At 54.8% G+C, this 23,742-nt stretch carries 22 protein-coding genes; 14 read left to right on the top strand and 8 right to left on the bottom strand.

The genetic code is table 11. The annotated features are described in order from the left end of the window. Positions 1–117: 117 nt before the first annotated feature. Together WFK85_RS19705 and metB are read right to left on the bottom strand one after the other, a co-directional pair. The gene (locus WFK85_RS19705; RefSeq protein WP_336709066.1) at positions 118–2,550 is read right to left on the bottom strand and encodes a bifunctional aspartate kinase/homoserine dehydrogenase II; all 2,433 of its coding nucleotides are present in this window, start codon (positions 2,548–2,550) and stop codon (positions 118–120) included. 2 nt (positions 2,551–2,552) lie between these two features. Continuing rightward, a complete protein-coding gene (gene metB / locus WFK85_RS19700) occupies positions 2,553–3,713 on the bottom strand; it encodes a cystathionine gamma-synthase (RefSeq protein WP_039289182.1) in 1,161 nt (386 codons plus the stop codon). 276 nt (positions 3,714–3,989) lie between these two features. Here metB and metJ point away from each other — a divergent pair, with 276 nt between their 5' ends. Next, positions 3,990–4,307: a met regulon transcriptional regulator MetJ gene (metJ, locus tag WFK85_RS19695; RefSeq protein ID WP_008457553.1), complete on the top strand. Its 318-nt coding sequence runs from the start codon at positions 3,990–3,992 to the stop codon at positions 4,305–4,307. Positions 4,308–4,412: 105 nt separating this feature from the next. Here metJ and rpmE read toward each other — a convergent pair whose 3' ends face one another. Beyond that, complete coding sequence (gene rpmE, locus WFK85_RS19690; protein ID WP_008457552.1) at positions 4,413–4,628, bottom strand: 50S ribosomal protein L31; 216 nt, start codon at positions 4,626–4,628, stop codon at positions 4,413–4,415. A 206-nt stretch (positions 4,629–4,834) separates the two neighbouring features. Here rpmE and priA point away from each other — a divergent pair, with 206 nt between their 5' ends. The 7 genes from priA to rraA all read left to right on the top strand — a co-directional run bounded on the left by priA (position 4,835) and on the right by rraA (position 12,911). After that, on the top strand, positions 4,835–7,033 hold the full coding sequence (priA, locus tag WFK85_RS19685; RefSeq protein WP_336709067.1) for a primosomal protein N': 2,199 nt from the start codon (positions 4,835–4,837) through the stop codon (positions 7,031–7,033). A 161-nt stretch (positions 7,034–7,194) separates the two neighbouring features. Further along, on the top strand, positions 7,195–8,229 hold the full coding sequence (cytR, locus tag WFK85_RS19680; protein WP_008457548.1) for a DNA-binding transcriptional regulator CytR: 1,035 nt from the start codon (positions 7,195–7,197) through the stop codon (positions 8,227–8,229). A gap of 89 nt (positions 8,230–8,318) precedes the next feature. Beyond that, the gene (gene ftsN, locus WFK85_RS19675) at positions 8,319–9,362 is read left to right on the top strand and encodes a cell division protein FtsN (RefSeq protein WP_166879279.1); all 1,044 of its coding nucleotides are present in this window, start codon (positions 8,319–8,321) and stop codon (positions 9,360–9,362) included. Between the two features lie 89 nt (positions 9,363–9,451). Beyond that, complete coding sequence (gene hslV, locus WFK85_RS19670; RefSeq protein WP_008457544.1) at positions 9,452–9,982, top strand: ATP-dependent protease subunit HslV; 531 nt, start codon at positions 9,452–9,454, stop codon at positions 9,980–9,982. A gap of 9 nt (positions 9,983–9,991) precedes the next feature. Beyond that, positions 9,992–11,326, top strand: a complete 1,335-nt coding sequence (gene hslU, locus WFK85_RS19665; RefSeq protein ID WP_008457542.1) for an HslU--HslV peptidase ATPase subunit — start codon at positions 9,992–9,994, stop codon at positions 11,324–11,326. 77 nt (positions 11,327–11,403) lie between these two features. Then, the gene (gene menA / locus WFK85_RS19660; protein WP_008457540.1) at positions 11,404–12,330 is read left to right on the top strand and encodes a 1,4-dihydroxy-2-naphthoate polyprenyltransferase; all 927 of its coding nucleotides are present in this window, start codon (positions 11,404–11,406) and stop codon (positions 12,328–12,330) included. 95 nt (positions 12,331–12,425) lie between these two features. Next, positions 12,426–12,911: a ribonuclease E activity regulator RraA gene (gene rraA, locus WFK85_RS19655; protein ID WP_008457535.1), complete on the top strand. Its 486-nt coding sequence runs from the start codon at positions 12,426–12,428 to the stop codon at positions 12,909–12,911. Between the two features lie 61 nt (positions 12,912–12,972). Here the strand turns inward: rraA and zapB are convergent, their stop codons facing one another. Further along, complete coding sequence (gene zapB, locus WFK85_RS19650) at positions 12,973–13,212, bottom strand: septal ring assembly protein ZapB (RefSeq protein WP_008457532.1); 240 nt, start codon at positions 13,210–13,212, stop codon at positions 12,973–12,975. Positions 13,213–13,647: 435 nt separating this feature from the next. On the opposite strand from zapB, the gene WFK85_RS19645 reads away from it, so the two are divergent. From WFK85_RS19645 to fpr, 4 genes are all read left to right on the top strand, one after another. Then, complete coding sequence (locus WFK85_RS19645; RefSeq protein WP_008457530.1) at positions 13,648–14,502, top strand: MIP/aquaporin family protein; 855 nt, start codon at positions 13,648–13,650, stop codon at positions 14,500–14,502. Positions 14,503–14,523: 21 nt separating this feature from the next. After that, positions 14,524–16,038: a glycerol kinase GlpK gene (gene glpK / locus WFK85_RS19640; protein WP_008457520.1), complete on the top strand. Its 1,515-nt coding sequence runs from the start codon at positions 14,524–14,526 to the stop codon at positions 16,036–16,038. A gap of 106 nt (positions 16,039–16,144) precedes the next feature. Next, positions 16,145–17,155, top strand: coding sequence for a class II fructose-bisphosphatase (glpX, locus tag WFK85_RS19635; protein ID WP_336709068.1), 1,011 nt, complete (start codon positions 16,145–16,147; stop codon positions 17,153–17,155). A 99-nt stretch (positions 17,156–17,254) separates the two neighbouring features. Beyond that, positions 17,255–18,001 carry a ferredoxin--NADP(+) reductase gene (gene fpr, locus WFK85_RS19630; RefSeq protein ID WP_008457514.1) on the top strand — a complete coding sequence of 249 codons (747 nt, stop codon included), beginning with the start codon at positions 17,255–17,257 and terminating at the stop codon, positions 17,999–18,001. Between the two features lies 1 nt (position 18,002). On the opposite strand, the gene WFK85_RS19625 is transcribed toward fpr, so the two are convergent. After that, on the bottom strand, positions 18,003–18,422 hold the full coding sequence (locus WFK85_RS19625; RefSeq protein ID WP_008457512.1) for a DUF805 domain-containing protein: 420 nt from the start codon (positions 18,420–18,422) through the stop codon (positions 18,003–18,005). 117 nt (positions 18,423–18,539) lie between these two features. On the opposite strand from WFK85_RS19625, the gene WFK85_RS19620 reads away from it, so the two are divergent. Together WFK85_RS19620 and tpiA are read left to right on the top strand one after the other, a co-directional pair. Beyond that, positions 18,540–19,139, top strand: coding sequence for a DUF1454 family protein (locus WFK85_RS19620; RefSeq protein WP_166995832.1), 600 nt, complete (start codon positions 18,540–18,542; stop codon positions 19,137–19,139). A gap of 108 nt (positions 19,140–19,247) precedes the next feature. Continuing rightward, the gene (gene tpiA, locus WFK85_RS19615; protein WP_008457509.1) at positions 19,248–20,015 is read left to right on the top strand and encodes a triose-phosphate isomerase; all 768 of its coding nucleotides are present in this window, start codon (positions 19,248–19,250) and stop codon (positions 20,013–20,015) included. A 49-nt stretch (positions 20,016–20,064) separates the two neighbouring features. On the opposite strand, the gene WFK85_RS19610 is transcribed toward tpiA, so the two are convergent. The 3 genes from WFK85_RS19610 to pfkA all read right to left on the bottom strand — a co-directional run bounded on the left by WFK85_RS19610 (position 20,065) and on the right by pfkA (position 23,573). Continuing rightward, a complete protein-coding gene (locus tag WFK85_RS19610; protein WP_166995764.1) occupies positions 20,065–21,369 on the bottom strand; it encodes an SLC13 family permease in 1,305 nt (434 codons plus the stop codon). 100 nt (positions 21,370–21,469) lie between these two features. Then, positions 21,470–22,459, bottom strand: a complete 990-nt coding sequence (locus WFK85_RS19605) for a sulfate ABC transporter substrate-binding protein (protein WP_008457502.1) — start codon at positions 22,457–22,459, stop codon at positions 21,470–21,472. Positions 22,460–22,610: 151 nt separating this feature from the next. Continuing rightward, the gene (pfkA, locus tag WFK85_RS19600) at positions 22,611–23,573 is read right to left on the bottom strand and encodes a 6-phosphofructokinase (RefSeq protein WP_008457500.1); all 963 of its coding nucleotides are present in this window, start codon (positions 23,571–23,573) and stop codon (positions 22,611–22,613) included. Between the last annotated feature and the right edge of the window lie 169 nt (positions 23,574–23,742).

The following is a 23,742-nucleotide window of genomic DNA, read 5'->3' as shown; positions in this document are numbered from 1 at the left end:
GTCACCACAAAATGTGGAGGAATTCTCACATAAGATGAATTTTTTTCAGGAGAAACGGAGAAAGGGACATGCAGGAAAACGCACTCTCTTCCAAAGAAAGAGAGTGCGGGAAAGAAACTACAGCAGTTGTGCCAGGCGGTTCAGATCGGACTGAATGGCCCCGGCGGTAACATCGCGCCCGGCGCCAGGCCCGCGGATCACCAGCGGGTTGTCACGGTACCAGCGGCTTTCAATCGCGAAGACGTTGTCACACGGCAGCAGAGCGGCAAGCGGATGCTCTGCCCGCACGGCTTCAACCCCCACGCGAGCCTTGCCGTTCGCATCAAACCGGGCCACATAACGCAGCACCAGCCCCATCTCCTGGGCCGCCTCGAGCCGCTGCAGCATTTGCTCGTTCAGCTCATCACCGTTTTCAAAGAAATGGTCAATGGAGCCGCCTTCACAACCTGCGGGCACCAGAGATTCCACACGAACCTGATCCGGCTCGATGTCATAACCCGCCTCACGGGCCAGGATCACCAGCTTACGCATGACGTCTTTACCGGACAGGTCCACGCGCGGATCTGGCTCGGTTAGCCCCTGCTGCCAGGCCTGATCAACCAGTTCTGTAAACGGCACTGTGCCGTCAAACTGCAGGAACAGCCATGAAAGCGTCCCCGAGAAAATACCGCTGATAGCCAGAATAGCATCGCCGCTGTCACGCAGGTCGCGAACCGTATGGTTAACCGGCAGCCCTGCGCCCACCGTGGCGTTATACAGCCAGTGCCGGCCCGTTTTCTCAAACGCATCACGAATCTGGCGATACTTCTGGCCGTTCCCTGCGCCGGCAAGCTTATTGGCGCTGATCACATGGAAGCCATGGCTGGCGAAGTCCAGGTATTGATCGGCGAGCTGCTCGCTGGCGGTCACGTCCAGTACCACTAAATCATCATACGGATGAGCCCGCATCCACAGGAACAGCGACTCTTCGTCCTGCTGAACTGCCTCATCATTGAAGAAGGCCAACGCGCGACTGGCATCCAGACCGTCGTAATTCAGCAAGCTACGGCTGCTGTCCACCACGCCAGCCAGCACAAATTCAAACCCGGTACGGGCGGAGAGAATTTCCTGTTCGCGGGCAAACAGCTCAAGCCAGCGGGAACCGATGTTGCCTTTGCCGAACAGCATCAGACCGATACGCTTCTCAGCACGAAACAGCGACTTGTGTAGCCCCTGAATCAGGCTTTCCGTTGGGCCTACGCGCAGCACGGCCACCAGGCTAATGCCGTCTTCCGACTGCCAGATAAACTCCACGGGATGATCTTTCAACTGCTGCCAGAAACGGTGGCTATGCAGCGGGTTACGGCAAACGCCGGCCCCGACCATTGCCACCAGCGCCAGGCCTTCACGCAGACGAAGCTCGCCCTGCAGGCTGGCATTCTGGAGAAGTTGCAGCACGCTGTTGGCGACTTCCGAGGTGTAGCAGAGCTGCAGCAAATTACGGTCGGGATGCACGCCAATCGACAGTGGACGCACCTGACCGCGCTTGAGGATCATATCCAGCTCTTTTTGCGCCAGCTTGAAATCCTGATGCGACGGCACCTGATATTCGATCAGGCAAACATCGTCGTGACTGGTGACAATCCGGGCACCCGTGCCGGACGCCAGAACGCGCTCAATACGGGTCGAACCTTGCTCTGGTGAATAGCTGCAGCGCAGTTGCAGGTCGATATCGCTGCCGGATACGGGCTGTAATGTACGAGCGTGTAGCACCGGCGCGGCAAGACGAGCCAGCTCGCTGGCTTCATCCAGGCGTAGCAGAGGCAACAGGCAGGCATCTTTCACTTTACGCGGATCCGCGCTGTAAACCCCGGCCACGTCGCTCCAGATAGTTACGCGAGAAACGCCAGCCAGCGCGCCAATCTGCGTCGCTGAATAGTCAGAACCGTTACGCCCCAGCAGCACAGTTTCACCCGCTTCATTGCTGCAGATAAAACCGGTCACAACCAGGCGTTTATTCGGGTGCTGGGCAAGCAAGTTTTGCAGCAGCGGCCAGGAACGGCCTTCGTCAACCTGTGGCTGGGCCGCACGTTCAGCACGCATAAAATCGCGGGCGTCCAGCCAGGCGGCTTCAACGCCCTGCTGATTCAGCACCGCAGCCATCAAACGCGCCGACCAGACTTCCCCGTGACCAACAACCTCTGCATAAACGGCATCGGTCATTTTACCGTCCAGCAGAACAGCAAGGCGCTCAAGGTCGTGGATAAACCCGGCAATCAGGCCATCCGCCACTTCCGGCGGCAATAAACCGCTAATAAGGTCGCTCTGATAGCGGCGCAGCGTTTGCTGAACCTGATGCGCGGAAAGCCTGTCGCTCTGGCTCAGCTTAAGCCAGTTAATCAACTGGTTAGTGGTACTGCCGGCGGCCGAAACCACCATCATGTCACCCGGTCTGGAATATTCGGTCATGATATCCGCCACGCGCAGGTAACATTTCACATCGGCAAGACTGCTGCCCCCAAACTTGTGCAGTTGACGAACCGGCGTCCCTGCTGGTGCTGAAACACTCATGCTTACCCCTCGGCAGCGACCCGGAAGGCATTTTCCAGATCAGCAATTAAATCTTCACTATCTTCTATACCTGTTGAAACGCGCAGCAGCGTTTCAGAAATGCCGGCGGCAGCTCGTGCCTCCGGCGCCATGCCCGCATGTGTCATGGTTGCGGCGTGAGAAATCAAGCTTTCAACGCCCCCCAGCGATTCCGCCAGGGTAAACAGCGACAGCGCCCCCAGGAAACGACGCAGCGTTTGCTCGTCACCGTCGAGCTCAAAGCTCAGCATCGCGCCAAACCCTTTTTGCTGACGGGCCGCAATCTCGTGGCCCTGGTTTTCCGGCAGTGAAGGATGATACAGCTTTTTCACCAACGGTTGCTGCTTGAGAAACTCAACAATGGCCTGAGCATTACGTTGAGCCACTTCCATACGTGGCGACAGAGTGCGCAGGCCACGCAACAGCAGGTAGCTGTCAAATGCGCTGCCGGTGACGCCAATGTTATTCGCCCACCATGCCAGTTCGGTGACCGTGGCAGGATCTTTTGCAATAACAACGCCCGCAACCACATCCGAATGGCCGTTGAGGTACTTGGTGCAAGAGTGCAGAACCAGATCGGCCCCCAGCGCCAGCGGGTTTTGCAGTGCCGGGCTCAGGAAGGTGTTATCCACCACGCTAATCGCACCCGCTTCACGCGCTGCGGCACAGATTTTCGCAATATCCACGACGCGCAACAATGGGTTACTTGGACTTTCTACCAGTACCAGCTTTGGTTTTTCCGCCAGCGCAGAGTTTAAAGCCTCTTCATCATTCTGATCGACGAATAAAACGCGGTAAGCCCCACGTTTTGCCAGACTATCGAACAGGCGGTAGCTGCCCCCATAGCAGTCGTGAGGCGCCACCAGCAGGTCGCCAGGTTTCAGGAATACGGTGGTGACCAGATGAATGGCCGACATGCCGGTATTGGTCATTACTGCCCCAGCCCCGCCTTCCAGCTCCGCTAACGCCCGCTGTACTACGTCGCGCGTTGGGTTACCCCGGCGTGAATAATCATGGGCACGCGGTTCATTAAAGCCGGTAAAGTTATAGGTGCTGGACAGGTGAATAGGTGGAACGACGCAGCCGTATTGCTCGTCATCATTCAAACCGCTACGAACTGCGATGGTTGCCTGTTTACGCGTCATGGTGTGCCCGATCCTTGCTGGTCGAATAAAAGTCAGGCCTCAGAGTAAACAACCGCAGTATAGACGTCAATACATCTGGACATCTAAACCTCTTTGCGTATAGATTGAGCAAAAGGCAAATAGCCGTTAAAATTATGCGTTTTAGAGTGTATATGTCTGAGTTTCGCGCTCAGGAAAGGGTTATCCTGTGCTGTACACTAAAAGAGATAATCGTCAACGCCGCGGATTTACCCGGCTTTGGCACGTTTTCATAGATTAAGAGGATTAAGGTATCTCATGGCTGAATGGAGCGGCGAATATATCAGCCCCTACGCTGAGCACGGTAAGAAGAGTGAACAAGTAAAGAAAATTACGGTTTCCATTCCTCTGAAAGTGTTGAAGATCCTCACCGACGAGCGCACGCGTCGCCAGGTGAATAACCTGCGTCATGCGACCAACAGTGAATTGCTGTGTGAAGCTTTTTTGCACGCCTTCACCGGCCAGCCGCTGCCGAACGATGCTGACCTGCGTAAAGAACGCAGCGATGAAATCCCGGAAGATGCGAAGGTCATTATGCGTGAACTGGGGATCGATCCGGATACGTGGGAATATTAAGATCTGATGTTAAGGCGTCTGCGGGCGCCTTTTCTTATTGCGTTACCGGATAACAGACACAAAAAAGGCGCCTTCAGGCGCCTTTCTCTTTCCAGAGTGCGAAACTTATTTCTTCGCGCCTGGTACGCTGAAGCGCTTGTTGAAGCGATCAACACGGCCGCCGGTAGCAACATCACGCTGTTTACCAGTGTAGAACGGGTGGCACTGACCACATACGTCCAGGTTCAGATCGTGACCTACGGTGGAGCGGATCTTGATAACATTACCGCAAGAGCAGTTTGCAGTAATTTCTTCGTATTTAGGATGGATATCTTTTTTCATGGTAAACCTCGGTAAAGGCCGCGTCGCTCTTCCAGCCCTAACGCCAGACACCACGCGATGTTAATAAATTAGGTTTTTTGATACCAAAACTGCGCATCAAAGGCGGCGAATCATACAGAAATTGCTCACCCGGTGCAAACTGATCCGCAATTTTGCAAGCGCTCAGTGTACACTAATACGTCATTTTTTTCAGCCTGGATGCTTTCATGCCCGTAGCCCACGTTGCACTGCCGGTTCCGCTGGCCCGTACCTTCGACTATCTGCTGCCAGAAGGCGTGCAGGTTAGCGCAGGCTGCCGCGTACAGGTGCCGTTTGGCAAGCAACGCGAAGCTGTCGGTATCGTCATGTCGGTCAGCCAGTCGAGCGATCTGCCGCTGGAAAAACTCAAGCCCGTTGGTGAAGTTCTCGATGGGCGCTCGCTGTTCACGCCGTCACTCTGGCGTGTGCTGCTGTGGGCTGCGGAGTATTATCATCACCCGATTTGCGAAGTGCTCTTTCACGCTCTGCCAATTCTTCTTCGCCAGGGGAAACCTGCGCACCATGCTCCGCTCTGGTACTGGTATGCTACGGAAGAAGGAAAAGCCGTTGATCTGAACAGTCTCAAACGCGCGCCTAAACAGCAGCAGGCACTGGCGGCGCTGCGGCACAATATCGTCTGGCGGCATCAAATCGGCGAGCTGGAAATCAGTGAGCCGGGGTTACAGGCGCTGAGAACAAAAGGCCTGTGTGATTTAAAAAGCGCGGCGCCTGCGGAAGAAGACTGGCGGGCAAGCTATGCCGTTGCCGGTGAGCGGCTGAGACTGAATACGGAACAGGCCACCGCCGTGGGGGCTATCCACAGCGAATCTGACCATTTCTCCGCCTGGCTGCTCGCCGGCATCACCGGCTCCGGCAAAACTGAGGTTTACCTCAGTGTGCTTGAAAATGTGCTGGCGCAGGGCAAGCAGGCTTTAGTGCTGGTGCCCGAAATTGGCCTGACTCCGCAAACTATCGCCCGCTTCCGGGAGCGTTTTAACGCGCCGGTTGAAGTCCTGCACTCCGGGCTGAATGACAGTGAAAGGCTCAGCGTGTGGCTAAAAGCACGCAGCGGTGAGGCGGCCATCGTCATTGGTACTCGTTCTTCTCTGTTCACGCCGTTCTGCCGTCTCGGCGTCATCGTCATCGATGAGGAACATGACAGCTCCTATAAACAGCAAGAAGGCTGGCGCTATCACGCTCGCGATTTAGCCGTTTATCGGGCGCATGCCGAAAACATTCCGATCATTCTCGGCTCGGCAACGCCAGCATTAGAAACTCTGCACAATGTTCAGGTGGGAAAATATCGCCAGCTACGCCTGACTAAACGTGCCGGAAATGCACGCCCGGCTCACCAGCAGGTTGTCGACCTGAAAGGGCAGCAGCTCAAAGCCGGCTTAGCCCCTGCACTGCTCAAAAAGATAGGCGAGCATCTTGCCGCAGATAACCAGGTGATCCTTTTCCTTAACCGCCGCGGCTTCGCACCTGCCCTGCTCTGCCACGAATGCGGCTGGATTGCGGAATGCGCACGGTGCGATCATTACTACACGCTGCACCAGGGCCAGCGCCATCTGCGTTGCCACCATTGCGACAGCCAGCGCGCGATCCCGCAGCAGTGCCCGCAGTGCGGCTCCACGCATCTGGTTCCGGTGGGAATGGGGACCGAACAGCTTGAACACAGCCTTGAGCCGCTGTTCCCGAACGTACCGATTTCCCGCATCGACCGCGATACCACCAGCCGCAAAGGCGCACTGGAACAGCAGCTGGCCGAAGTGCACCGGGGTGGCGCGAGAATTCTTATCGGCACACAAATGCTGGCTAAAGGGCACCACTTCCCTGATGTCACGCTGGTCGCCTTACTCGACGTAGACGGCGCGCTTTTCTCCGCAGATTTCCGTGCCGCCGAACGCTTTGCCCAGCTTTACGTCCAGGTTTCTGGTCGAGCGGGGCGAGCCGGTAAGCAAGGTGAAGTCCTGCTGCAAACGCACCATCCTGAACACCCTTTGCTGCAAACTCTGCTGACCAAAGGCTACGATGCGTTTTCCAGCCAGGCATTGAGCGAGCGCCAAACGGTATTTTTGCCGCCGTACACCAGCCATGTATTGATTCGGGCCGAAGATCAGAACAACCACCAGGCCCCGCTATTTTTGCAGCAATTGCGTAATCTGCTGGAGGCCAGCCCGCTGCGCGATGAGCAGCTCTGGATCATGGGGCCAGTTCCCTCGCTGCAGCCCAAACGCGGCGGGCGTTTTCGCTGGCAAATCTTGTTGCAGCATCCATCGCGCGGGCGCCTGCAAAAACTGGTCAGCCATTCACTCACGCTGATCAACACACTCCCCGAAGCCCGGAAAGTGAAATGGATGCTGGATGTTGACCCTATCGACGGGTAGCACAATCGGGCTGGTTATGCGAAGCCGATCGAAAAATCTAATACTCATCACATTTCTTGTGAAAAATTTGTAACCGCTTACAGCCAACTTCTGCTAAGAATGTGATGACTGTCAGACACACAGGAGTGTTGACGATAGCGGCGTGCATGTGAGGAGAAGAAGTGAAGCCGAAGAAACCGGTGGTGAATGCCACCATGAAAGATGTCGCCGTGCAGGCAAAAGTGTCTACTGCAACGGTATCCCGCGCCTTAATGAACCCGGACAAAGTTTCACAAAGTACCCGTAATCGCGTGGAACAGGCGGCGATTGAAGTGGGGTATTTGCCTCATTCTCTGGGGCGTAACATCAAACGCAGCGAATCACGCACTATTCTGGTCATCGTGCCGGATATCTGCGATCCGTTTTTCAGCGAAATCATTCGCGGTATTGAAGTTACCGCAGCTTCACACGGCTATCTCGTGCTGATTGGCGATTGCGCCCACCAAAATCAGCAGGAAAAAACCTTCATCGACCTGATAATCACAAAACAAATTGATGGCATGCTGCTGCTGGGCTCACGCCTGCCGTTTGACGCCAGCAAAGAAGAGCAACGCAATCTGCCGCCGATGGTCATGGCCAATGAGTTTGCCCCTGAGCTGGAACTGCCCACGGTGCATATCGACAATCTGACCGCCGCCTTTAACGCCGTTTACTATCTGCAAGAGCTCGGGCATCAGCGCATTGCCTGTATTGCCGGGCCTGAAGAAATGCCGCTTTGCCATTATCGCTTACAGGGATACGTTCAGGCGCTTCGCCGCAACGGCATCGTCGTCGATCCTCACTATATTGCGCGCGGTGATTTTACCTATGAAGCAGGCGCCGCAGCGCTGGCACAGCTTATTGCCCTGCCCGAACCCCCAACCGCCATTTTCTGCCATAGCGACGTGATGGCGCTAGGGGCGCTTTCTCAGGCAAAGCGCAGCGGGCTTAAAGTCCCGGAAGATTTATCGATTATGGGCTTCGACGATATTGCCCTGTCGCAGTTCTGTGACCCGCCCCTCACCACCGTCGCACAACCCCGTTTCGATATTGGTAAGGAAGCTATGCTGCTATTGCTGGACAACATGAACGGCCAAAACGTTAACAGCGGCTCACGCCTGCTGGACTGCGATCTTATTGAGCGAGGCAGCACTGCCGCGCCCGGCAGCAGAAATTGAGCCGTTTTTAAGACTGCATAAACTGGTCAAAGCCCCGCCCCTTAAGTAACATGGCGGACTGATAAACGAATAAAGACAGCGAAACGATAGTGGCACAACGAGATTATGTAAGCCGCGGGCAATCGGCAGGGACGCGGCGCAAAAAAAGTACACCCCGCAAAAAGCAACGTAGTCTGCCCTCCGTCTCTCCAACGATGGTTGCCATTGCGGCCGCAGTCGTGGTGGCCTTTGTCGGCGCTCTTTACTTTATTACTCACCATAAGAAAGAAGAGATTGACGCGCTCCCTGGCCACAAAGTGACCGGCAATGGCCTGCCGCCAAAACCGGAAGAGCGCTGGCGTTACATTAAAGAGCTGGAAAACCGCCAGCCTGGCGTACGTGCGCCTACCGAACCGACAGCCGGCGGCGAAGTCATGAATCAAAGCCAGCTAACCAACGAACAGCGCCAGTTGCTGGAGCAAATGCAGGCGGATATGCGCCAGCAGCCTACGCAGCTGAATGAAGTCCCGTGGAATGAGCAAACCCCTGCCCAGCGCCAGCAAACGCTGCAGCGCCAGAAACAGATTGTGCAGCAAACTCAGCCTGTGCAACAGCAGCAGTGGAACACGCAGACGCAGCAGCCTCGCGTTCAGCAGCGTGTAGCGGAACAGCCATACCAGCAGCCGCGTAACACGCAACAAACCACGCAGCCTTATCAACAGCCAAAAACTGTGCCGCAGCAACAGCCGAAAACCTCTACGGCAAATAATCAGCAGCCGTATCAGGATCTGCTGCAAACGCCACCGCACAGCCAGCAAAAAGCGCCACAGCAAACCAAACCGGTTCAGCGTGAAGCTCAGCCTGCACCAATTACGCGTGAGCCAGAAGTGGCTAAGCAGGCTCCTGCTGCTCAGGAGAAAAAAGATGAAAAACGCTGGATGGTGCAGTGTGGTTCATTTAAAGGCAGCGAGCAGGCGGAAACCGTTCGTGCTCAGTTGGCGTTTGAAGGCTTTGACTCCCGCATTACCACCAACAACGGCTGGAACCGCGTCGTTATTGGGCCAATCAAAGGTAAAGACAATGCCGATGGCACCATCAATCGGCTGAAGATGGCTGGGCATACCAGCTGTATTCGTCTTGCCGCCGGGGGTTGAAACCCCAAAATTGCCCCCCATTTATAATGGCATTAGGCCCTGCGCACCGCGCAGGGCTCCTGTTTAGCTGATGCAAAAGGGGTCCGATCGTGACAACAATAGTAAGTGTACGTCGTAACGGCCATGTGGTTATTGCCGGCGATGGCCAGGCCACGCTGGGTAATACCGTCATGAAAGGTAACGTCAAAAAAGTACGTCGCCTGTACAACGATAAAGTGATCGCGGGTTTTGCCGGCGGTACTGCGGATGCCTTCACGCTGTTCGAACTGTTTGAGCGCAAGCTGGAAATGCATCAGGGTCACCTGGTGAAAGCCGCCGTTGAGCTGGCGAAAGACTGGCGTACCGACCGCATGCTGCGCAAGCTTGAAGCGCTGCTGGCCGTGGCCGACGAAAGCGCGTCGCTGATCATCACCGGTAACGGGGACGTCATCCAGCCTGAAAACGATCTGATTGCCATTGGCTCCGGCGGCCCATACGCCCAGGCCGCAGCCCGTGCCCTTCTGGAAAATACCGAAATGGGCGCGCGCGATATCGCTGTGAAAGCGTTGGATATTGCAGGTGATATCTGCGTTTATACCAACCACTTCCATACCATCGAAGAATTACCGTCTAAAGCGTAAGGATCTCCCATGTCTGAAATGACCCCACGCGAAATTGTTAGCGAGCTGAATAAACACATTATCGGCCAGGACAACGCTAAGCGCTCCGTCGCTATCGCCTTACGTAACCGCTGGCGCCGTATGCAGCTTGATGAAGAGCTGCGCCATGAAGTTACCCCTAAAAACATTCTGATGATCGGCCCAACCGGCGTGGGTAAAACCGAAATTGCCCGCCGCCTGGCAAAACTGGCCAACGCGCCGTTCATCAAAGTTGAAGCGACCAAATTCACCGAAGTCGGCTATGTGGGCAAAGAAGTGGACTCCATTATCCGCGATCTGACCGATGCCGCAGTCAAAATGGTGCGCATGCAGTCTATCGAGAAGAACCGCTACCGCGCTGAAGAAATGGCCGAAGAGCGTATTCTCGACGTGCTGATCCCACCGGCGAAGAACAACTGGGGTCAGGCGGAAGCCCAGCAGGAGCCATCGGCTGCTCGCCAGTCGTTCCGCAAGAAACTGCGCGAAGGCCAACTGGATGATAAAGAGATCGAAATCGATCTCGCTGCTGCACCGATGGGCGTAGAAATCATGGCACCTCCTGGCATGGAAGAGATGACCAGCCAGCTGCAATCCATGTTCCAGAACCTGGGCGGCCAGAAGCAAAAGCCACGCAAGCTGAAAATCAAAGATGCGATGAAGCTGCTGGTGGAAGAAGAAGCGGCGAAGCTGGTGAACCCGGAAGAGCTGAAGCAGGACGCCATCGACGCAGTTGAGCAGCACGGGATCGTGTTTATCGATGAAATCGACAAAATTTGTAAGCGCGGCGGCAACAGCTCCGGCCCGGATGTGTCCCGCGAAGGCGTACAGCGTGACCTGCTGCCGCTGGTAGAAGGCTGCACCGTATCCACCAAGCACGGCATGGTAAAAACTGACCACATCCTGTTTATCGCTTCCGGCGCATTCCAGGTTGCGAGCCCGTCAGACCTGATTCCTGAGCTGCAGGGGCGTTTGCCTATCCGCGTTGAGCTGCAGGCGCTGACCGTAGATGATTTCGAGCGCATCCTGACCGAACCTAACGCCTCCGTGACCGTACAGTACAAAGCGCTGATGGCAACCGAAGGCGTGAACATCGACTTTACCGAGGACGGTATTCGTCGTATTGCTCAGGCTGCCTGGCAGGTAAACGAATCTACCGAAAACATCGGGGCACGTCGCCTTCACACCGTGCTTGAACGTCTGATGGAAGATATCTCCTATGACGCCAGCGAGTTAGATGGTCAGTCCATCCTGATCGATGCCGAATACGTCGGTAAACATCTGGATGAGCTGGTTGCAGATGAAGACCTGAGCCGTTTTATCCTATAATCCGGCTAACGCATTTTCTTCATTTGAAATGGAGGGCTTATGCCCTCCATTTTTTTATCTAAACTGGCAACCAAATAATGAGCGATTCGCAACCTACAAGTGTCACCCAGGCCTGGCTGGAAAGCCTTCGCCCACGCACGCTACCTCTGGCGTTTGCTTCAATCGTCTGCGGTTCGGCCCTGACTTACTGGCAAGGTGTCTTTGACCCGGCTGTGGCGCTGCTGGCGCTGCTGACCGCCGGACTTTTGCAGATCCTGTCTAACCTCGCCAATGACTATGGCGACGCGGTCAAAGGCAGCGACAAAGAAGACCGTCTCGGGCCACTACGCGGGATGCAAAAAGGAATGATTACTCAGGCGCAGATGAAACGTGCGCTGGTCATCACCGTCATCCTCATTTGTTTGTCGGGTCTGTCGCTGGTCGCCCTTGCCTGCCATACCTTCTCCGATTTCATGGGCTTCTTGCTACTTGGGCTGCTGTCTATCGTCGCCGCCATTACCTACACCGTCGGCACCCGTCCTTATGGCTACATGGGGCTGGGAGATATCTCAGTGCTGGTGTTCTTCGGCTGGATTAGCGTGGCGGGTACCTGGTATCTGCAGGCTAATTCGCTGGCGGCGCTGGTGATTCTGCCGGCCACGGCCTGTGGGTTACTCGCCACCGCAGTGCTGAATATCAATAACCTGCGTGATATCGATAGCGATCGTGAGAACGGTAAAAATACCCTTGCTGTACGTCTTGGGCCCATTGTTGCACGCCGCTATCATGCCGCTCTGCTCATCGGGGCTTTGGCCTGTCTCGCCCTGTTTAACCTTATCTGGCTCAAGAGCCTGTGGGGATGGTTATTTGTTCTGGCCGCGCCGCTGCTGCTCAAGCAGGTTACCTACGTCATGCGGGAGCAAGATCCCGTGGCGATGCGCCCGATGCTGGAACGCACCGTCAAAGCCGCGTTGCTGACGAATCTGCTGTTTGCACTGGGCGTCGTCCTCAGTACCGTTGTGTGATGACTGACAAATATCAATTAACAATTGATGATTTTGCCAACAGTTAACAGAACGCGATATACTGACAACTCCTGCAGCAAATGAACCTTAATCCTATGAAATACGATACTTCTGAGCTTTGTGACATCTACCAGGAAGAGGTCAACGTCGTTGAGCCGTTGTTCTCCAACTTTGGTGGCCGCTCGTCATTTGGTGGGCAAATCATCACGGTGAAATGTTTCGAGGACAACGGGTTGCTGTACGATCTGCTCGAAGAGAATGGCCGTGGGCGAGTCCTGCTGGTAGACGGCGGTGGTTCAGTACGCCGCGCGCTGATTGATGCGGAACTGGCTCGTCTTGCGCTGCAAAACGAGTGGGAAGGCATTGTGGTTTACGGCGCGGTGCGCCAGGTGGATGACCTGGAAGAGCTGGACATTGGCATCCAGGCGATTGCCGCCATCCCGGCTGGCTCCGCGGGAGAAGGCATCGGCGAAAGCGATGTGCGCGTCAATTTTGGTGGCGTGACCTTCTTCTCAGGCGACCATCTGTATGCCGATAACACCGGCATCATTCTCTCCGAAGATCCGCTGGATATTGAGTAATCCGGTCGATGAATAGCAAAACGGGCGCCTCAGGCGCCCGTTTTTTTGTCGGAAGCAGGAATTACACTTCTTCCATTTTGCCCAGCAGCGCGTGTAAACGCTCCTGCCAGACATGCTGTTGTTCTTTCAGGCTGCTGTTTTCACGCACCAGCTCTTCATGGTTGCTTTGCGCCTGCTGAACTTCCTGAGCCAGACCGTTATTTTTCTCTTTCAGCTCTTCGATTTCCATCTGTAACAACGTAATCGTGTCAACCGCCTGCTGAACTTTTGCTTCCAGTTTCTCAAACACTTCAAATGACATTTCGAACTCTCCTGAATGGCAAGGCGTTGATGGATGGCTATCCTCGTCCCGATTCTACGGCGACGCCTTTATGAACGTATGCACAACACGTAGCGTAACTCGATTGTAAGTAGCCCGGATGCCCGTGTCCAGCGGCTTACCGCGCTCTTTGCGTAACATGACGTTTTTCAGCCTATGCTGAAAGCCAGGGTTCACGGTCGATTCGAATTGTTAAAAAACACGTTAACAAAACGCGTAATTCCCCCTTCTTTCCCATGAGGCACCGCTCATTTTTTAGCGCGAAAACGCTCATTTTCTTGACGCACCACGCACATTTTAAGTTCGATATTTCTCGTTTGTGCTCGTTAACGATAAATTAACACCATGCCTACATGGCATAAAGGTGACAAGGATGCTCGACAACAATAATCATCAATTTGCCTTCAGGACCCCACTATGAGTCAGACCGCTACAACAACCTTAAAAGGCCAGTGCATCGCCGAATTCATGGGTACCGCGTTGTTGATCTTCTTCGGTGTGGGATGTGTTGCTGCATTGAAAGTGGCCGGTGCCACGTTCGGGCAGTGGGAAATCAGCATAATCTGGGGCTTAGGGGTGGCAATGGCCATCTATATGACCGCAGGGGTTTCCGGCGCACATCTTAACCCGGCAGTAACGATCGCACTCTGGCTGTTCGCTTGTTTTGACGGACGCAAAGTCGTGCCGTTTATTATTTCACAGTTCCTTGGCGCATTCTGCGCCGCCGCGTTGGTTTATGGCTTATATTACAATCTGTTCCTCGACTACGAACAAACGCACCATATGGTGCGCGGCAGCGTAGAAAGCCTGGATTTGGCGGGCATCTTCTCCACCTATCCGAACCCACACATTAACTTCGTCCAGGCATTCGCCGTAGAAATGGTGATCACTGCCATTCTGATGGGCGTCATTCTGGCGCTGACCGACGATGGCAACGGCGTGCCGCGTGGCCCACTGGCTCCGCTGCTGATTGGCCTGCTGATTGCGGTGATCGGCGCGTCCATGGGACCACTGACCGGGTTTGCGATGAACCCAGCGCGTGACCTTGGGCCGAAGACCTTTGCGTGGCTGGCTGGCTGGGGCGACGTCGCCTTCACCGGCGGGAAAGATATTCCTTACTTCCTGGTGCCGCTGTTTGCGCCTATTCTCGGCGCTTCCCTCGGCGCATTCGGCTACCGTAAATTGATTGGTCGCCACCTGCCATGCGACGTCTGCGTTGTCGAAGAAGACAAGCCGGACAGCAAGGTGACCTCTCAGCAAAAAGCACTGTAATACTGACTTCAGGACTTGATTATGACTACAGAAAAAAAGTACATCGTCGCTCTCGACCAGGGAACAACCAGCTCGCGTGCCGTCGTCCTGGATCATGACGCCAACATCATTAGCGTTGCACAGCGTGAATTTGAGCAAATCTATCCTAAGCCAGGCTGGGTAGAGCATGACCCGATGGAAATCTGGGCCACCCAAAGCTCCACGCTGGTAGAAGTGCTGGCGAAAGCCGACATCAACTCCGACGAAATCGCGGCCATCGGCATCACCAACCAGCGTGAAACCACAGTAGTTTGGGAGCGCGAAACCGGTAAGCCAATTTACAACGCTATCGTCTGGCAGTGCCGCCGTACCGCTGATATCTGTGAAGAGTTGAAGCGCAACGGCATGGAAGAATACGTGCGTCACAACACCGGCCTCGTGGTGGACCCGTACTTCTCCGGCACTAAAGTTAAATGGATCCTCGACCACGTCGAAGGCTCCCGCGAGCGTGCTCGCCGTGGTGAACTGCTGTTCGGTACCGTGGATACCTGGCTCATCTGGAAGATGACTCAGGGGCGTGTACACGTCACCGACTACACCAACGCTTCTCGTACCATGCTGTTTAACATCCACGAGCTGGACTGGGATGACCGCATGCTGGAAGCGCTGGACATTCCTCGCGCTATGCTGCCGGAAGTGCGCAAGTCTTCCGAAGTCTATGGCCAGACCAACATCGGCGGTAAGGGCGGCACGCGTATTCCTATTGCCGGGATCGCGGGTGACCAGCAGGCCGCGCTGTTTGGCCAGCTGTGCGTGAAAGAAGGGATGGCGAAGAACACCTACGGAACCGGCTGCTTTATGCTGATGAACACCGGTGAGAAAGCCGTGGCCTCCACCAATGGCCTGCTGACGACTATCGCCTGCGGCCCGAAAGGTGAAGTGAACTACGCGCTGGAAGGCGCCGTATTCATGGCGGGGGCATCCATTCAGTGGCTGCGTGACGAAATGAAGCTGATTGGCGATGCGTTCGACTCCGAGTACTTCGCCAACAAGGTGAAGGATACCAACGGCGTCTACGTTGTGCCTGCGTTCACCGGCCTCGGCGCACCTTACTGGGACCCGTATGCACGTGGGGCTATTTTCGGCCTGACCCGCGGCGTGAACTCTAACCACATCATTCGCGCCACTCTGGAATCAATCGCCTACCAGACCCGTGACGTGCTGGAAGCAATGCAGGCAGACTCCGGTATTCGTCTGCACGCGCTGCGCGTTGACGGCGGTGCGGTAGCCAACAACTTCCTGATGCAGTTCCAGTCCGACATTCTGGGTACCCGTGTTGAGCGTCCTGAAGTTCGCGAAGTCACTGCGTTGGGTGCGGCTTACCTGGCCGGTCTGGCCGTGGGCTTCTGGCAGAACCTCGATGAGCTGCAGGAGAAATCCGTCATCGAGAAAGAGTTCCGCCCTGGTATCGAAACCACCGAGCGTAATTACCGCTACGCCGGCTGGCAGAAGGCGGTTAAACGCGCCCTTGCCTGGGAAGATCACGAAGAGAAATAATCCCTACAAGGCCCCTGAAAAGGGGCCTTTCAGTCTCTGCCTTTCCCGCCCCTTTTCTCGCCTGTGCTAAACTCCCCGGCAATTCTGTTTGCTAAATGAGTCTGCTATGAAACGAGAACTTGCCATCGAATTTTCCCGCGTGACCGAAGCCGCCGCCCTTGCTGGCTACAAATGGCTTGGCCGCGGCGATAAAAATGTCGCCGACGGTGCAGCGGTAAACGCCATGCGTATCGTCCTTAACCAAATCAATATCGACGGTGAGATCGTCATTGGCGAAGGCGAAATTGACGAAGCGCCGATGCTCTACATTGGTGAAAAAGTCGGGACCGGGAAAGGCGACGCGGTAGATATTGCCGTTGACCCCATCGAAGGTACGCGCATGACGGCGATGGGCCAGGCCAACGCTCTGGCTGTGCTCGCGGTGGGAGATAAAGGCACGTTCCTCAATGCGCCCGATATGTATATGGAAAAACTGATTGTTGGGCCTGGAGCCAAAGGCGTCATCGACCTTAATCTCAGCCTCGAGGACAATCTTCGCCGCATCGCCGCTGCGCTGGAAAAACCGCTTAGCGAATTGACCGTAACCATTCTGGCCAAGCCACGTCACGACGAAACGATCAAAGAGATGCAAAAGCTTGGCGTGCGCGTGTTCGCTATTCCGGATGGCGACGTAGCGGCTTCTATTTTGACCTGCATGCCGGACAGCGAAGTGGATGTCCTCTACGGCATCGGCGGTGCGCCGGAAGGTGTGGTTTCAGCGGCAGTAATCCGCGCGCTGGACGGCGACATGCAGGGCCGCCTGCTGGCTCGCCACCACGTAAAAGGCGGCAGTGAAGAAAACCGCCGCATCGGCGAACAGGAACTGGCGCGCTGCAAAGCAATGGGCATTGAGGCTGAACGCGTGCTGAAGCTCGATGAAATGGCGCGTAACGACAACGTTATTTTCTCCGCTACCGGCATCACCAAAGGCGATCTGCTGGAAGGGATCACCCGTAAAGGCAATATGGCCACCACGGAGACGCTGCTGATTCGCGGTAAATCCCGTACGATCCGCCGCATTCAGTCTATTCATTATCTCGATCGTAAAGATACCGAGGTACAGAAGCATATTCTGTAACGTTTCTCGTTTGTTGGTTCGAGCTTTCCGGCTCGTTTGGGCTGGAAATGCTGCCACATTCTGGTGAAGATAGGTAAAAAGCAACGACGGGAGTACAACATGGCGGAGTGGGTTACAGGTAAAGTTACCAGAGTTCAAAACTGGACGGATTCTCTCTTCAGCCTGACGGTTCATGCGCCGGTGCATGCGTTTACCGCCGGGCAATTTACCAAGCTTGGGCTGGAAATTGACGGCGAACGCGTACAGCGTGCCTACTCCTACGTGAATGCCCCCAGTAATCCCGATCTCGAGTTCTATCTGGTCACCGTTCCCGAAGGGAAACTCAGCCCACGTCTGCATGCGCTCAAGCCTGGCGATGAAGTGCAGCTGGTAAGCGAAGCCGCCGGGTTCTTTGTTCTGGAAGAAATTCCTGAGTGCAAAACACTCTGGATGCTGGCGACCGGCACCGCGCTGGGGCCTTATCTTTCAATCCTGCAGGAAGGCAAAGACCTTGAACGTTTTGAGAATATCGTGCTGCTCCATGCGGTCCGCTATGCCAACGATTTAAGCTATCTGCCGCTGATGCTTGAACTACAAGAACGCTACCAGGGCAAACTGCGTATTCAAACCGTGGTCAGCCGCGAAACGGTCGCAGGTTCGCTCACCGGGCGTGTTCCGGCGCTGATAGAAAGCGGTGAGCTGGAGGCCGCCGTTGGTTTACCGATGGATATTGAAACCAGCCATGTGATGCTATGCGGTAATCCGCAAATGGTGCGTGACACGCAACAGCTCTTGAAAGATACCCGGCAGATGGCCAAACATCTGCGCCGCAGGCCTGGCCACATGACCGCCGAGCATTACTGGTAAATCAGCGGAATTTAACTTCGCTGGTCTCTTTCCCGAAACGGTTTTCACCCTGGGTGCCAACAAAAGCGCCCAGGTCCATCAGCACCATGACGAAAATCAGCGTCGGGATAAAACGCCCCAATCCCCACTGCCACAAGGTGCCAAAGGTTTCCCAGTTTCCCGCCACCAGCAGCCAGGCAGGAATAAAGAGCAACGCCCACCAGCCTTTTTTATCCCTGTCATGCAGGCGCTTCACAATCACCGCCGCGGTTGGAATCAGCGAGCCGGTGAGGAAGAAGCCCGCCGTGGAATACGGCATGATTTCGGCCCCGGCCAGGGTAAACAGAATAATCAGCCCGACTATCCACGCGCCGATCCAAATCCAAAAATCGCGGCGTCCAATACGCCCTTTAAAAGAGAACAACCATTGCTGTATGGTCATGGGTAAGGTCCTTATTATTTTATCGCGGCGTAGTGTACCCTGGTCACCGCCCGTTTTGACAAGCCAACGGATTGCCGATTTAATCGGGATGATGAACCCATCAGGAGAAGTGTGTCGATGAAATACCTGCTGCCTGCCCTCGTGCTGCTGGCGCTGCCTTTGGCGGTGAGCCGGGCAGATCCTGCGTCAGACGCAGTTTCTCAGCTTCCGGCGGCGCCTTATCTGCTGCCCGGCGCACCCACTTTCGATCTGACCATTACCCAGTTTCGTGGCAAATTTGATATTGATAATCCGTCGCTACCGCTGAACGAATTTCGCGCCGTGGAGAAGAGCCGTGACAAAGCCAATCTGACCCGCGCCGCTACCAAGATCAACGAAAACCTTTATGCTTCTGTGGCACTGGAACTCGGCACCCTAAAAATTAAGTCGATGCAGATAACCTGGCTCCCCATTCAGGGGCCGGAGCAAAAAGCCGCCCGTGGCAAAGCGCTGGAATACATGGCTGCGATCATCCGCAGCTTCACGCCAACGCTTTCCAAAGCGCAAAGCCAGCAGAAGCTGACCAAACTACTCAACGACGGCAAAAATAAACGCTATTTCGCGCAGAACGACGGTGCTATTCGCTATGTCGTGGCAGATAACGGCGAAAAGGGGCTAACTTTCGCCGTTGAACCGATTAAGCTAACGCTATCTGAGACGCTAAACAGCGGCGAATAAATGACAAAAAGCAAAGCCTTTCGCCCGCCGACTCTCTATACTGTTTCACAGACCAAGCTGCCCGACGGGCAGTGATTCTTTTTATTGCTTACCGCGTGGAGAATTAAAATGCGACATCCTTTAGTGATGGGTAACTGGAAACTGAACGGCAGCAAACACATGGTTAACGAGCTTGTTGCTAACCTGCGTAAAGAGCTGTCTGGCGTGGAAGGCTGCGGCGTGGCTATCGCCCCACCAACCATGTACCTGGACCTGGCGAAACACGCTGCTTCCGGTAGCCACATCATTCTTGGCGCGCAGAACGTAGACGTTAACCTGTCCGGCGCGTTTACCGGTGAAGTTTCTGCAGAGATGCTGAAAGATATCGGTGCTAAATACATCATCATCGGTCACTCTGAGCGTCGTACCTATCACGCTGAGTCTGATGAGTTCATCGCTAAGAAATTCGCCGTGCTGAAAGCAGCAGGCCTGGTGCCAGTTCTGTGCATCGGTGAAAGCGAAGCTGAAAACGAAGCGGGCAAAACCGAAGAAGTTTGTGCACGCCAGATCGACGCCGTGCTGAAAACTCAGGGCGCAGCAGCATTCGAAGGTGCGGTAATCGCTTACGAACCAATCTGGGCTATCGGTACCGGTAAATCTGCAACCCCAGCTCAGGCTCAGGCGGTACACAAATTTATCCGTGATCACATTGCTAAAGCTGACGCGAAAGTGGCTGAGCAAGTGATCATCCAGTACGGCGGCTCCGTTAACGATAAAAACGCTGCAGAGCTGTTTGCTCAGCCAGACATTGACGGCGCGCTGGTTGGCGGTGCATCCCTGAAAGCTGACGCTTTCGCGGTTATCGTTAAAGCAGCAGCTGAAGCGAAAAAAGCGTAATCACGCCAATAATATTGATGAACGGCTCCGCTTGCGGAGCCGTTTTTTTTTAGAGTTTGTGCAGCAGTTGGAACCAGCCATAGTCCAGCGGCAGCAAAATCGAAAACGTCACCACGGCCAGCGCCAGGCAAAGCTTCATCCCTTCCCTTGCCGGGACTTTTCCCAACCCCATCGCCACCACAATCGGCGACGCCATATACGGCAGAAGCGGCGTTGAGTAACCCAGCACCTGAATCATAATCACCGACAAAAGTGGAAAACCGGTCGCCTGTGAGAAGCTTTCGGCAAAAGTGGTATAGAGCGCCGGAACGCCGTTCGCAGTGACGATGAAGTTGAGCAGGCTGGTGATACCGGTTAGCGCGGCAAAGCTGGTGAACGGCCTGCTGGCCTCCAGGGGCATAATCGCCATTAGCTTCTCACCCACAAGTGCCCCAAGACCGATATGCGTCACAGTCGTGGCCAGCGCTAAAATGCCCGCCACATAGAAGCAGGTACGCACATTCACCCCGCTGGCAAACTCCTCGCCGGAGATAAACCCCACTCGCGGTAACAGCGTCATACAGGCGGCAATCAGCCCTATCCATGCAGGACCAATACCGTGCCAGCTTTCCGTCACCCACAGCCCGAGCACAACGACCAGCAGCCACGCCAGCCGTTTTTCTTCAGGGCTCATCGGTCCTGGACTCTCAATTTGCTTTGGCGGCTGCGGTTTGCCAGGAAATAGCCAGACAATCAGGCCTATCAGCACTAATCCTTTCAGAATGCCAAGCACCGGAGTGTGCAGCAGCAAATAAGGCAGATAGTTAAGATGCAGGCCATAAGACCCTTCCGCCGCTCCGCTCATCACCAGATTCGGCACATTCGCCGGTAAGATCGTCGCCGAGAGCTGGAAAGTGCCAAACCCCACGGCCAGCGCCAGACCGTACCAGGCGCGGGTGCCGTCGCCGATGGACGCTCTTTTCGCCATCGCCGCAACAATCGGCATCAACAGGGCAATGCGCCCCATATTTGAAGGCATAACAAATGCCAGCGCATAGCTTAGAAGCACGACGCTGCCGACCATATGTAGCCAGGAGTCGGTCAGCCGGGCGGACAGCGCCCGCGCAACTCGATCGGCCAAACCCGTTTTGCGAATCGCAATCCCCAGCACAAAACCGCTGAACACCAGCCAGAAGGCCGACGAGGCAAAACCACTAAAAATCACCTCGGCCGGGGCTATCTTTGCCACCATCGCCGCGGCAAAAAATAACAGTGCAGTCAGGTATTCCGGGAGGGCAGAAGTGGCCCAAAGGACAATGGTGATAAGGATAATAATGCCGGGCAGGATTAGAGGGTCCGACAACCAGAGCGACATACCTGTCTCCTGTAGAGTTTTTCAGCACTCTACGGGAAGATATTCTGCGAGTAAATGTCAGACCGTGGAAACAAAAATGGCCCCGTAGGGCCATTTAACGTTAACGCTTGCTGATTTGGTCGAAACTGCCGCCGTTGGAGAAGTGATCCTGCTGTGCTTTTGCCCAGCCGCCAAACTCTTCATCTATCGTGTAGAGCTTCAGTTTCGGGAATTCTTTTTCGTATTTCTTCGCGACTTCAGGATCGCGCGGACGATAGTAATTCTTCGCCGCAATCTCCTGGCCTTCAGGTGAGTAGAGATACTTCAGGTATGCTTCTGCCACGGCCTGAGTCCCTTTCTTCTCAACAACCTTGTCCACAACGGACACAGTCGGTTCCGCAAGAATAGATTCGCTCGGGGTCACAATCTCAAATTTGTCTTTGCCCAACTCATTGGTAGCCAGTAACGCCTCGTTTTCCCACGCAATCAGCACATCACCAATGCCGCGCTCAACAAAGGTGTTGGTCGAACCACGGGCACCGGAGTCCAACACCTCTACGTTTTTGAATAAGGCTTTTACGAAGTCCTGTGCTTTCGCCTGATCGTTATTGTTGTGGTGCAGCGCATAACCCCACGCCGCTAAATAGTTCCAACGTGCGCCGCCGGAGCTTTTCGGGTTTGGCGTGATGACAGACACACCCGGTTTGATCAGGTCGTTCCAGTCATGAATTTGTTTAGGGTTGCCTTTGCGCACCAGGAATACGATGGTGGATGTATATGGCGCAGAGTTGTCTGGCAGGCGCTTGATCCAGTTTTTATCAATGCGCCCGCGCTCGGCGATGGCATCAACGTCATAGGCCAGCGCCAGGGTTACGACGTCGGCTTCAATGCCATTAATGACCGACGTTGCCTGCTTCCCGGATCCGCCGTGCGACTGGCGCACGGTGACCGTATCACCGGTTTGCTGCTTCCAGTGAGCACTGAACGCTTTGTTGTATTCTTCATACAGTTCACGAGTCGGATCGTAAGACACGTTGAGTAACTGAATATCCTTCGCTAATACGCCACCAGAAGCCAAAAGTAATGTTAAACCCACGCCCCACTTGTTCATCGCACGCTCTCTTTATGAAGTTTGATGCGACCAGCCTGCCAGAAACTATTTCAAGGATTAAAGAATAAAAAAAGATTGGCTATAACTTTTGGCGATATAACAGGCAATAAAAAACCGGGCCATGCCCGGTTTTTACTGACAGCTATCTGGATTAATACAGCTTTTTAGCGCAATCCAGCCAGTCACCTTTGAACGGACGCTTCATGTTTTCAATCGCGTCGATGATGTCATGGTGAACCAGTTTTTCGTTCTGAATACCGACGCAGCGGCCGCCAAAGCCCTGTAGCAGCAGCTCGATGGAGTAAGCCCCCATACGGGATGCCAGAATACGGTCATACGCTACCGGGGAACCACCGCGCTGGATGTGGCCCAGAACGGTAGCACGGGTTTCGCGTTTGGTTTCGGTTTCGATGTATTTAGCCAGTTCATCAACATCGCAAATGTGCTCGGTAATAGCCACAATGGCGTGTTTCTTACCTTTCGCAATCCCGGCTTTGATTTCTGCCACCAGATCTTCACGGCTGAATTCAACTTCCGGCAGCACCACAAACTCACAGCCGCCGGCGATAGCCGCAGCCAGGGTCAGGTCGCCGCAGTAACGCCCCATCACTTCAACGATGGAGATACGCTGGTGTGAAGAGGAGGTATCGCGCAGGCGGTCAATCGCTTCAACCACGGTTTCCAGCGCAGTGAAGTAACCGATGGTGTAATCGGTACCTTTAATATCGTTATCGATGGTGCCCGGCAGGCCGATGCAAGGGAAGCCCATTTCGGTCAGGCGCATCGCCCCCATGTAAGAACCGTCACCGCCAATAACCACCAGCGCATCAATGCCGCGTTTTTTCAGGTTTTCGATAGCCACGGCGCGAATGTTTTCATCGCGGAACTCAGGGAAGCGAGCGGAGCCGAGGAATGTACCGCCACGGTTGATCATGTCGGACACGCTGTAGCGGTCCAGCTGCACCATGCGATCTTCGTACAGACCCAGGTAGCCATCATAGACACCCATGACTTCCAAACCTTCTGACAGCGCTGCACGCACCACACCGCGGATAGCCGCGTTCATGCCCGGCGCATCACCGCCACTCGTCAACACACCAATTTTTTTGATCATGACTACCTCTGAACTTTGAAAGCAAAATTAATCCTGTTGCCGGAAAACGCTGCGGGCAATCCGAAACTTCGACGCTGCCCAAATAGTATAACAACGGCTCCCAGCTGAATTGATTCAGGTCAGGCCAAATGGCGGTACATTATGCAAAAACTGCCAGTCAGCGCCAACT

The organism is Cedecea sp. VD22 (assembly GCF_037150195.1).
Lineage (GTDB): Bacteria > Pseudomonadota > Gammaproteobacteria > Enterobacterales > Enterobacteriaceae > Cedecea.
Note: the sequence above shows the minus strand (reverse complement) of the source record. Positions and strands in the feature narration are given on the sequence as shown.

What these genes read in the sequence shown, in the direction of transcription:
- WFK85_RS19610 (WP_166995764.1), bottom strand. Translation starts at nt 21,369, where the DNA reads ATGTCGCTCTGGTTGTCGGACCCTCTAATCCTGCCCGGCATTATTATC.
- tpiA (WP_008457509.1), top strand. Translation starts at nt 19,248, where the DNA reads ATGCGACATCCTTTAGTGATGGGTAACTGGAAACTGAACGGCAGCAAA.
- WFK85_RS19605 (WP_008457502.1), bottom strand. Translation starts at nt 22,459, where the DNA reads ATGAACAAGTGGGGCGTGGGTTTAACATTACTTTTGGCTTCTGGTGGC.
- WFK85_RS19625 (WP_008457512.1), bottom strand. Translation starts at nt 18,422, where the DNA reads ATGACCATACAGCAATGGTTGTTCTCTTTTAAAGGGCGTATTGGACGC.
- priA (WP_336709067.1), top strand. Translation starts at nt 4,835, where the DNA reads ATGCCCGTAGCCCACGTTGCACTGCCGGTTCCGCTGGCCCGTACCTTC.
- rraA (WP_008457535.1), top strand. Translation starts at nt 12,426, where the DNA reads ATGAAATACGATACTTCTGAGCTTTGTGACATCTACCAGGAAGAGGTC.
- glpK (WP_008457520.1), top strand. Translation starts at nt 14,524, where the DNA reads ATGACTACAGAAAAAAAGTACATCGTCGCTCTCGACCAGGGAACAACC.
- WFK85_RS19645 (WP_008457530.1), top strand. Translation starts at nt 13,648, where the DNA reads ATGAGTCAGACCGCTACAACAACCTTAAAAGGCCAGTGCATCGCCGAA.
- pfkA (WP_008457500.1), bottom strand. Translation starts at nt 23,573, where the DNA reads ATGATCAAAAAAATTGGTGTGTTGACGAGTGGCGGTGATGCGCCGGGC.
- rpmE (WP_008457552.1), bottom strand. Translation starts at nt 4,628, where the DNA reads ATGAAAAAAGATATCCATCCTAAATACGAAGAAATTACTGCAAACTGC.
- menA (WP_008457540.1), top strand. Translation starts at nt 11,404, where the DNA reads ATGAGCGATTCGCAACCTACAAGTGTCACCCAGGCCTGGCTGGAAAGC.
- hslU (WP_008457542.1), top strand. Translation starts at nt 9,992, where the DNA reads ATGTCTGAAATGACCCCACGCGAAATTGTTAGCGAGCTGAATAAACAC.
- metB (WP_039289182.1), bottom strand. Translation starts at nt 3,713, where the DNA reads ATGACGCGTAAACAGGCAACCATCGCAGTTCGTAGCGGTTTGAATGAT.
- zapB (WP_008457532.1), bottom strand. Translation starts at nt 13,212, where the DNA reads ATGTCATTTGAAGTGTTTGAGAAACTGGAAGCAAAAGTTCAGCAGGCG.
- glpX (WP_336709068.1), top strand. Translation starts at nt 16,145, where the DNA reads ATGAAACGAGAACTTGCCATCGAATTTTCCCGCGTGACCGAAGCCGCC.
- metJ (WP_008457553.1), top strand. Translation starts at nt 3,990, where the DNA reads ATGGCTGAATGGAGCGGCGAATATATCAGCCCCTACGCTGAGCACGGT.
- WFK85_RS19705 (WP_336709066.1), bottom strand. Translation starts at nt 2,550, where the DNA reads ATGAGTGTTTCAGCACCAGCAGGGACGCCGGTTCGTCAACTGCACAAG.
- WFK85_RS19620 (WP_166995832.1), top strand. Translation starts at nt 18,540, where the DNA reads ATGAAATACCTGCTGCCTGCCCTCGTGCTGCTGGCGCTGCCTTTGGCG.
- fpr (WP_008457514.1), top strand. Translation starts at nt 17,255, where the DNA reads ATGGCGGAGTGGGTTACAGGTAAAGTTACCAGAGTTCAAAACTGGACG.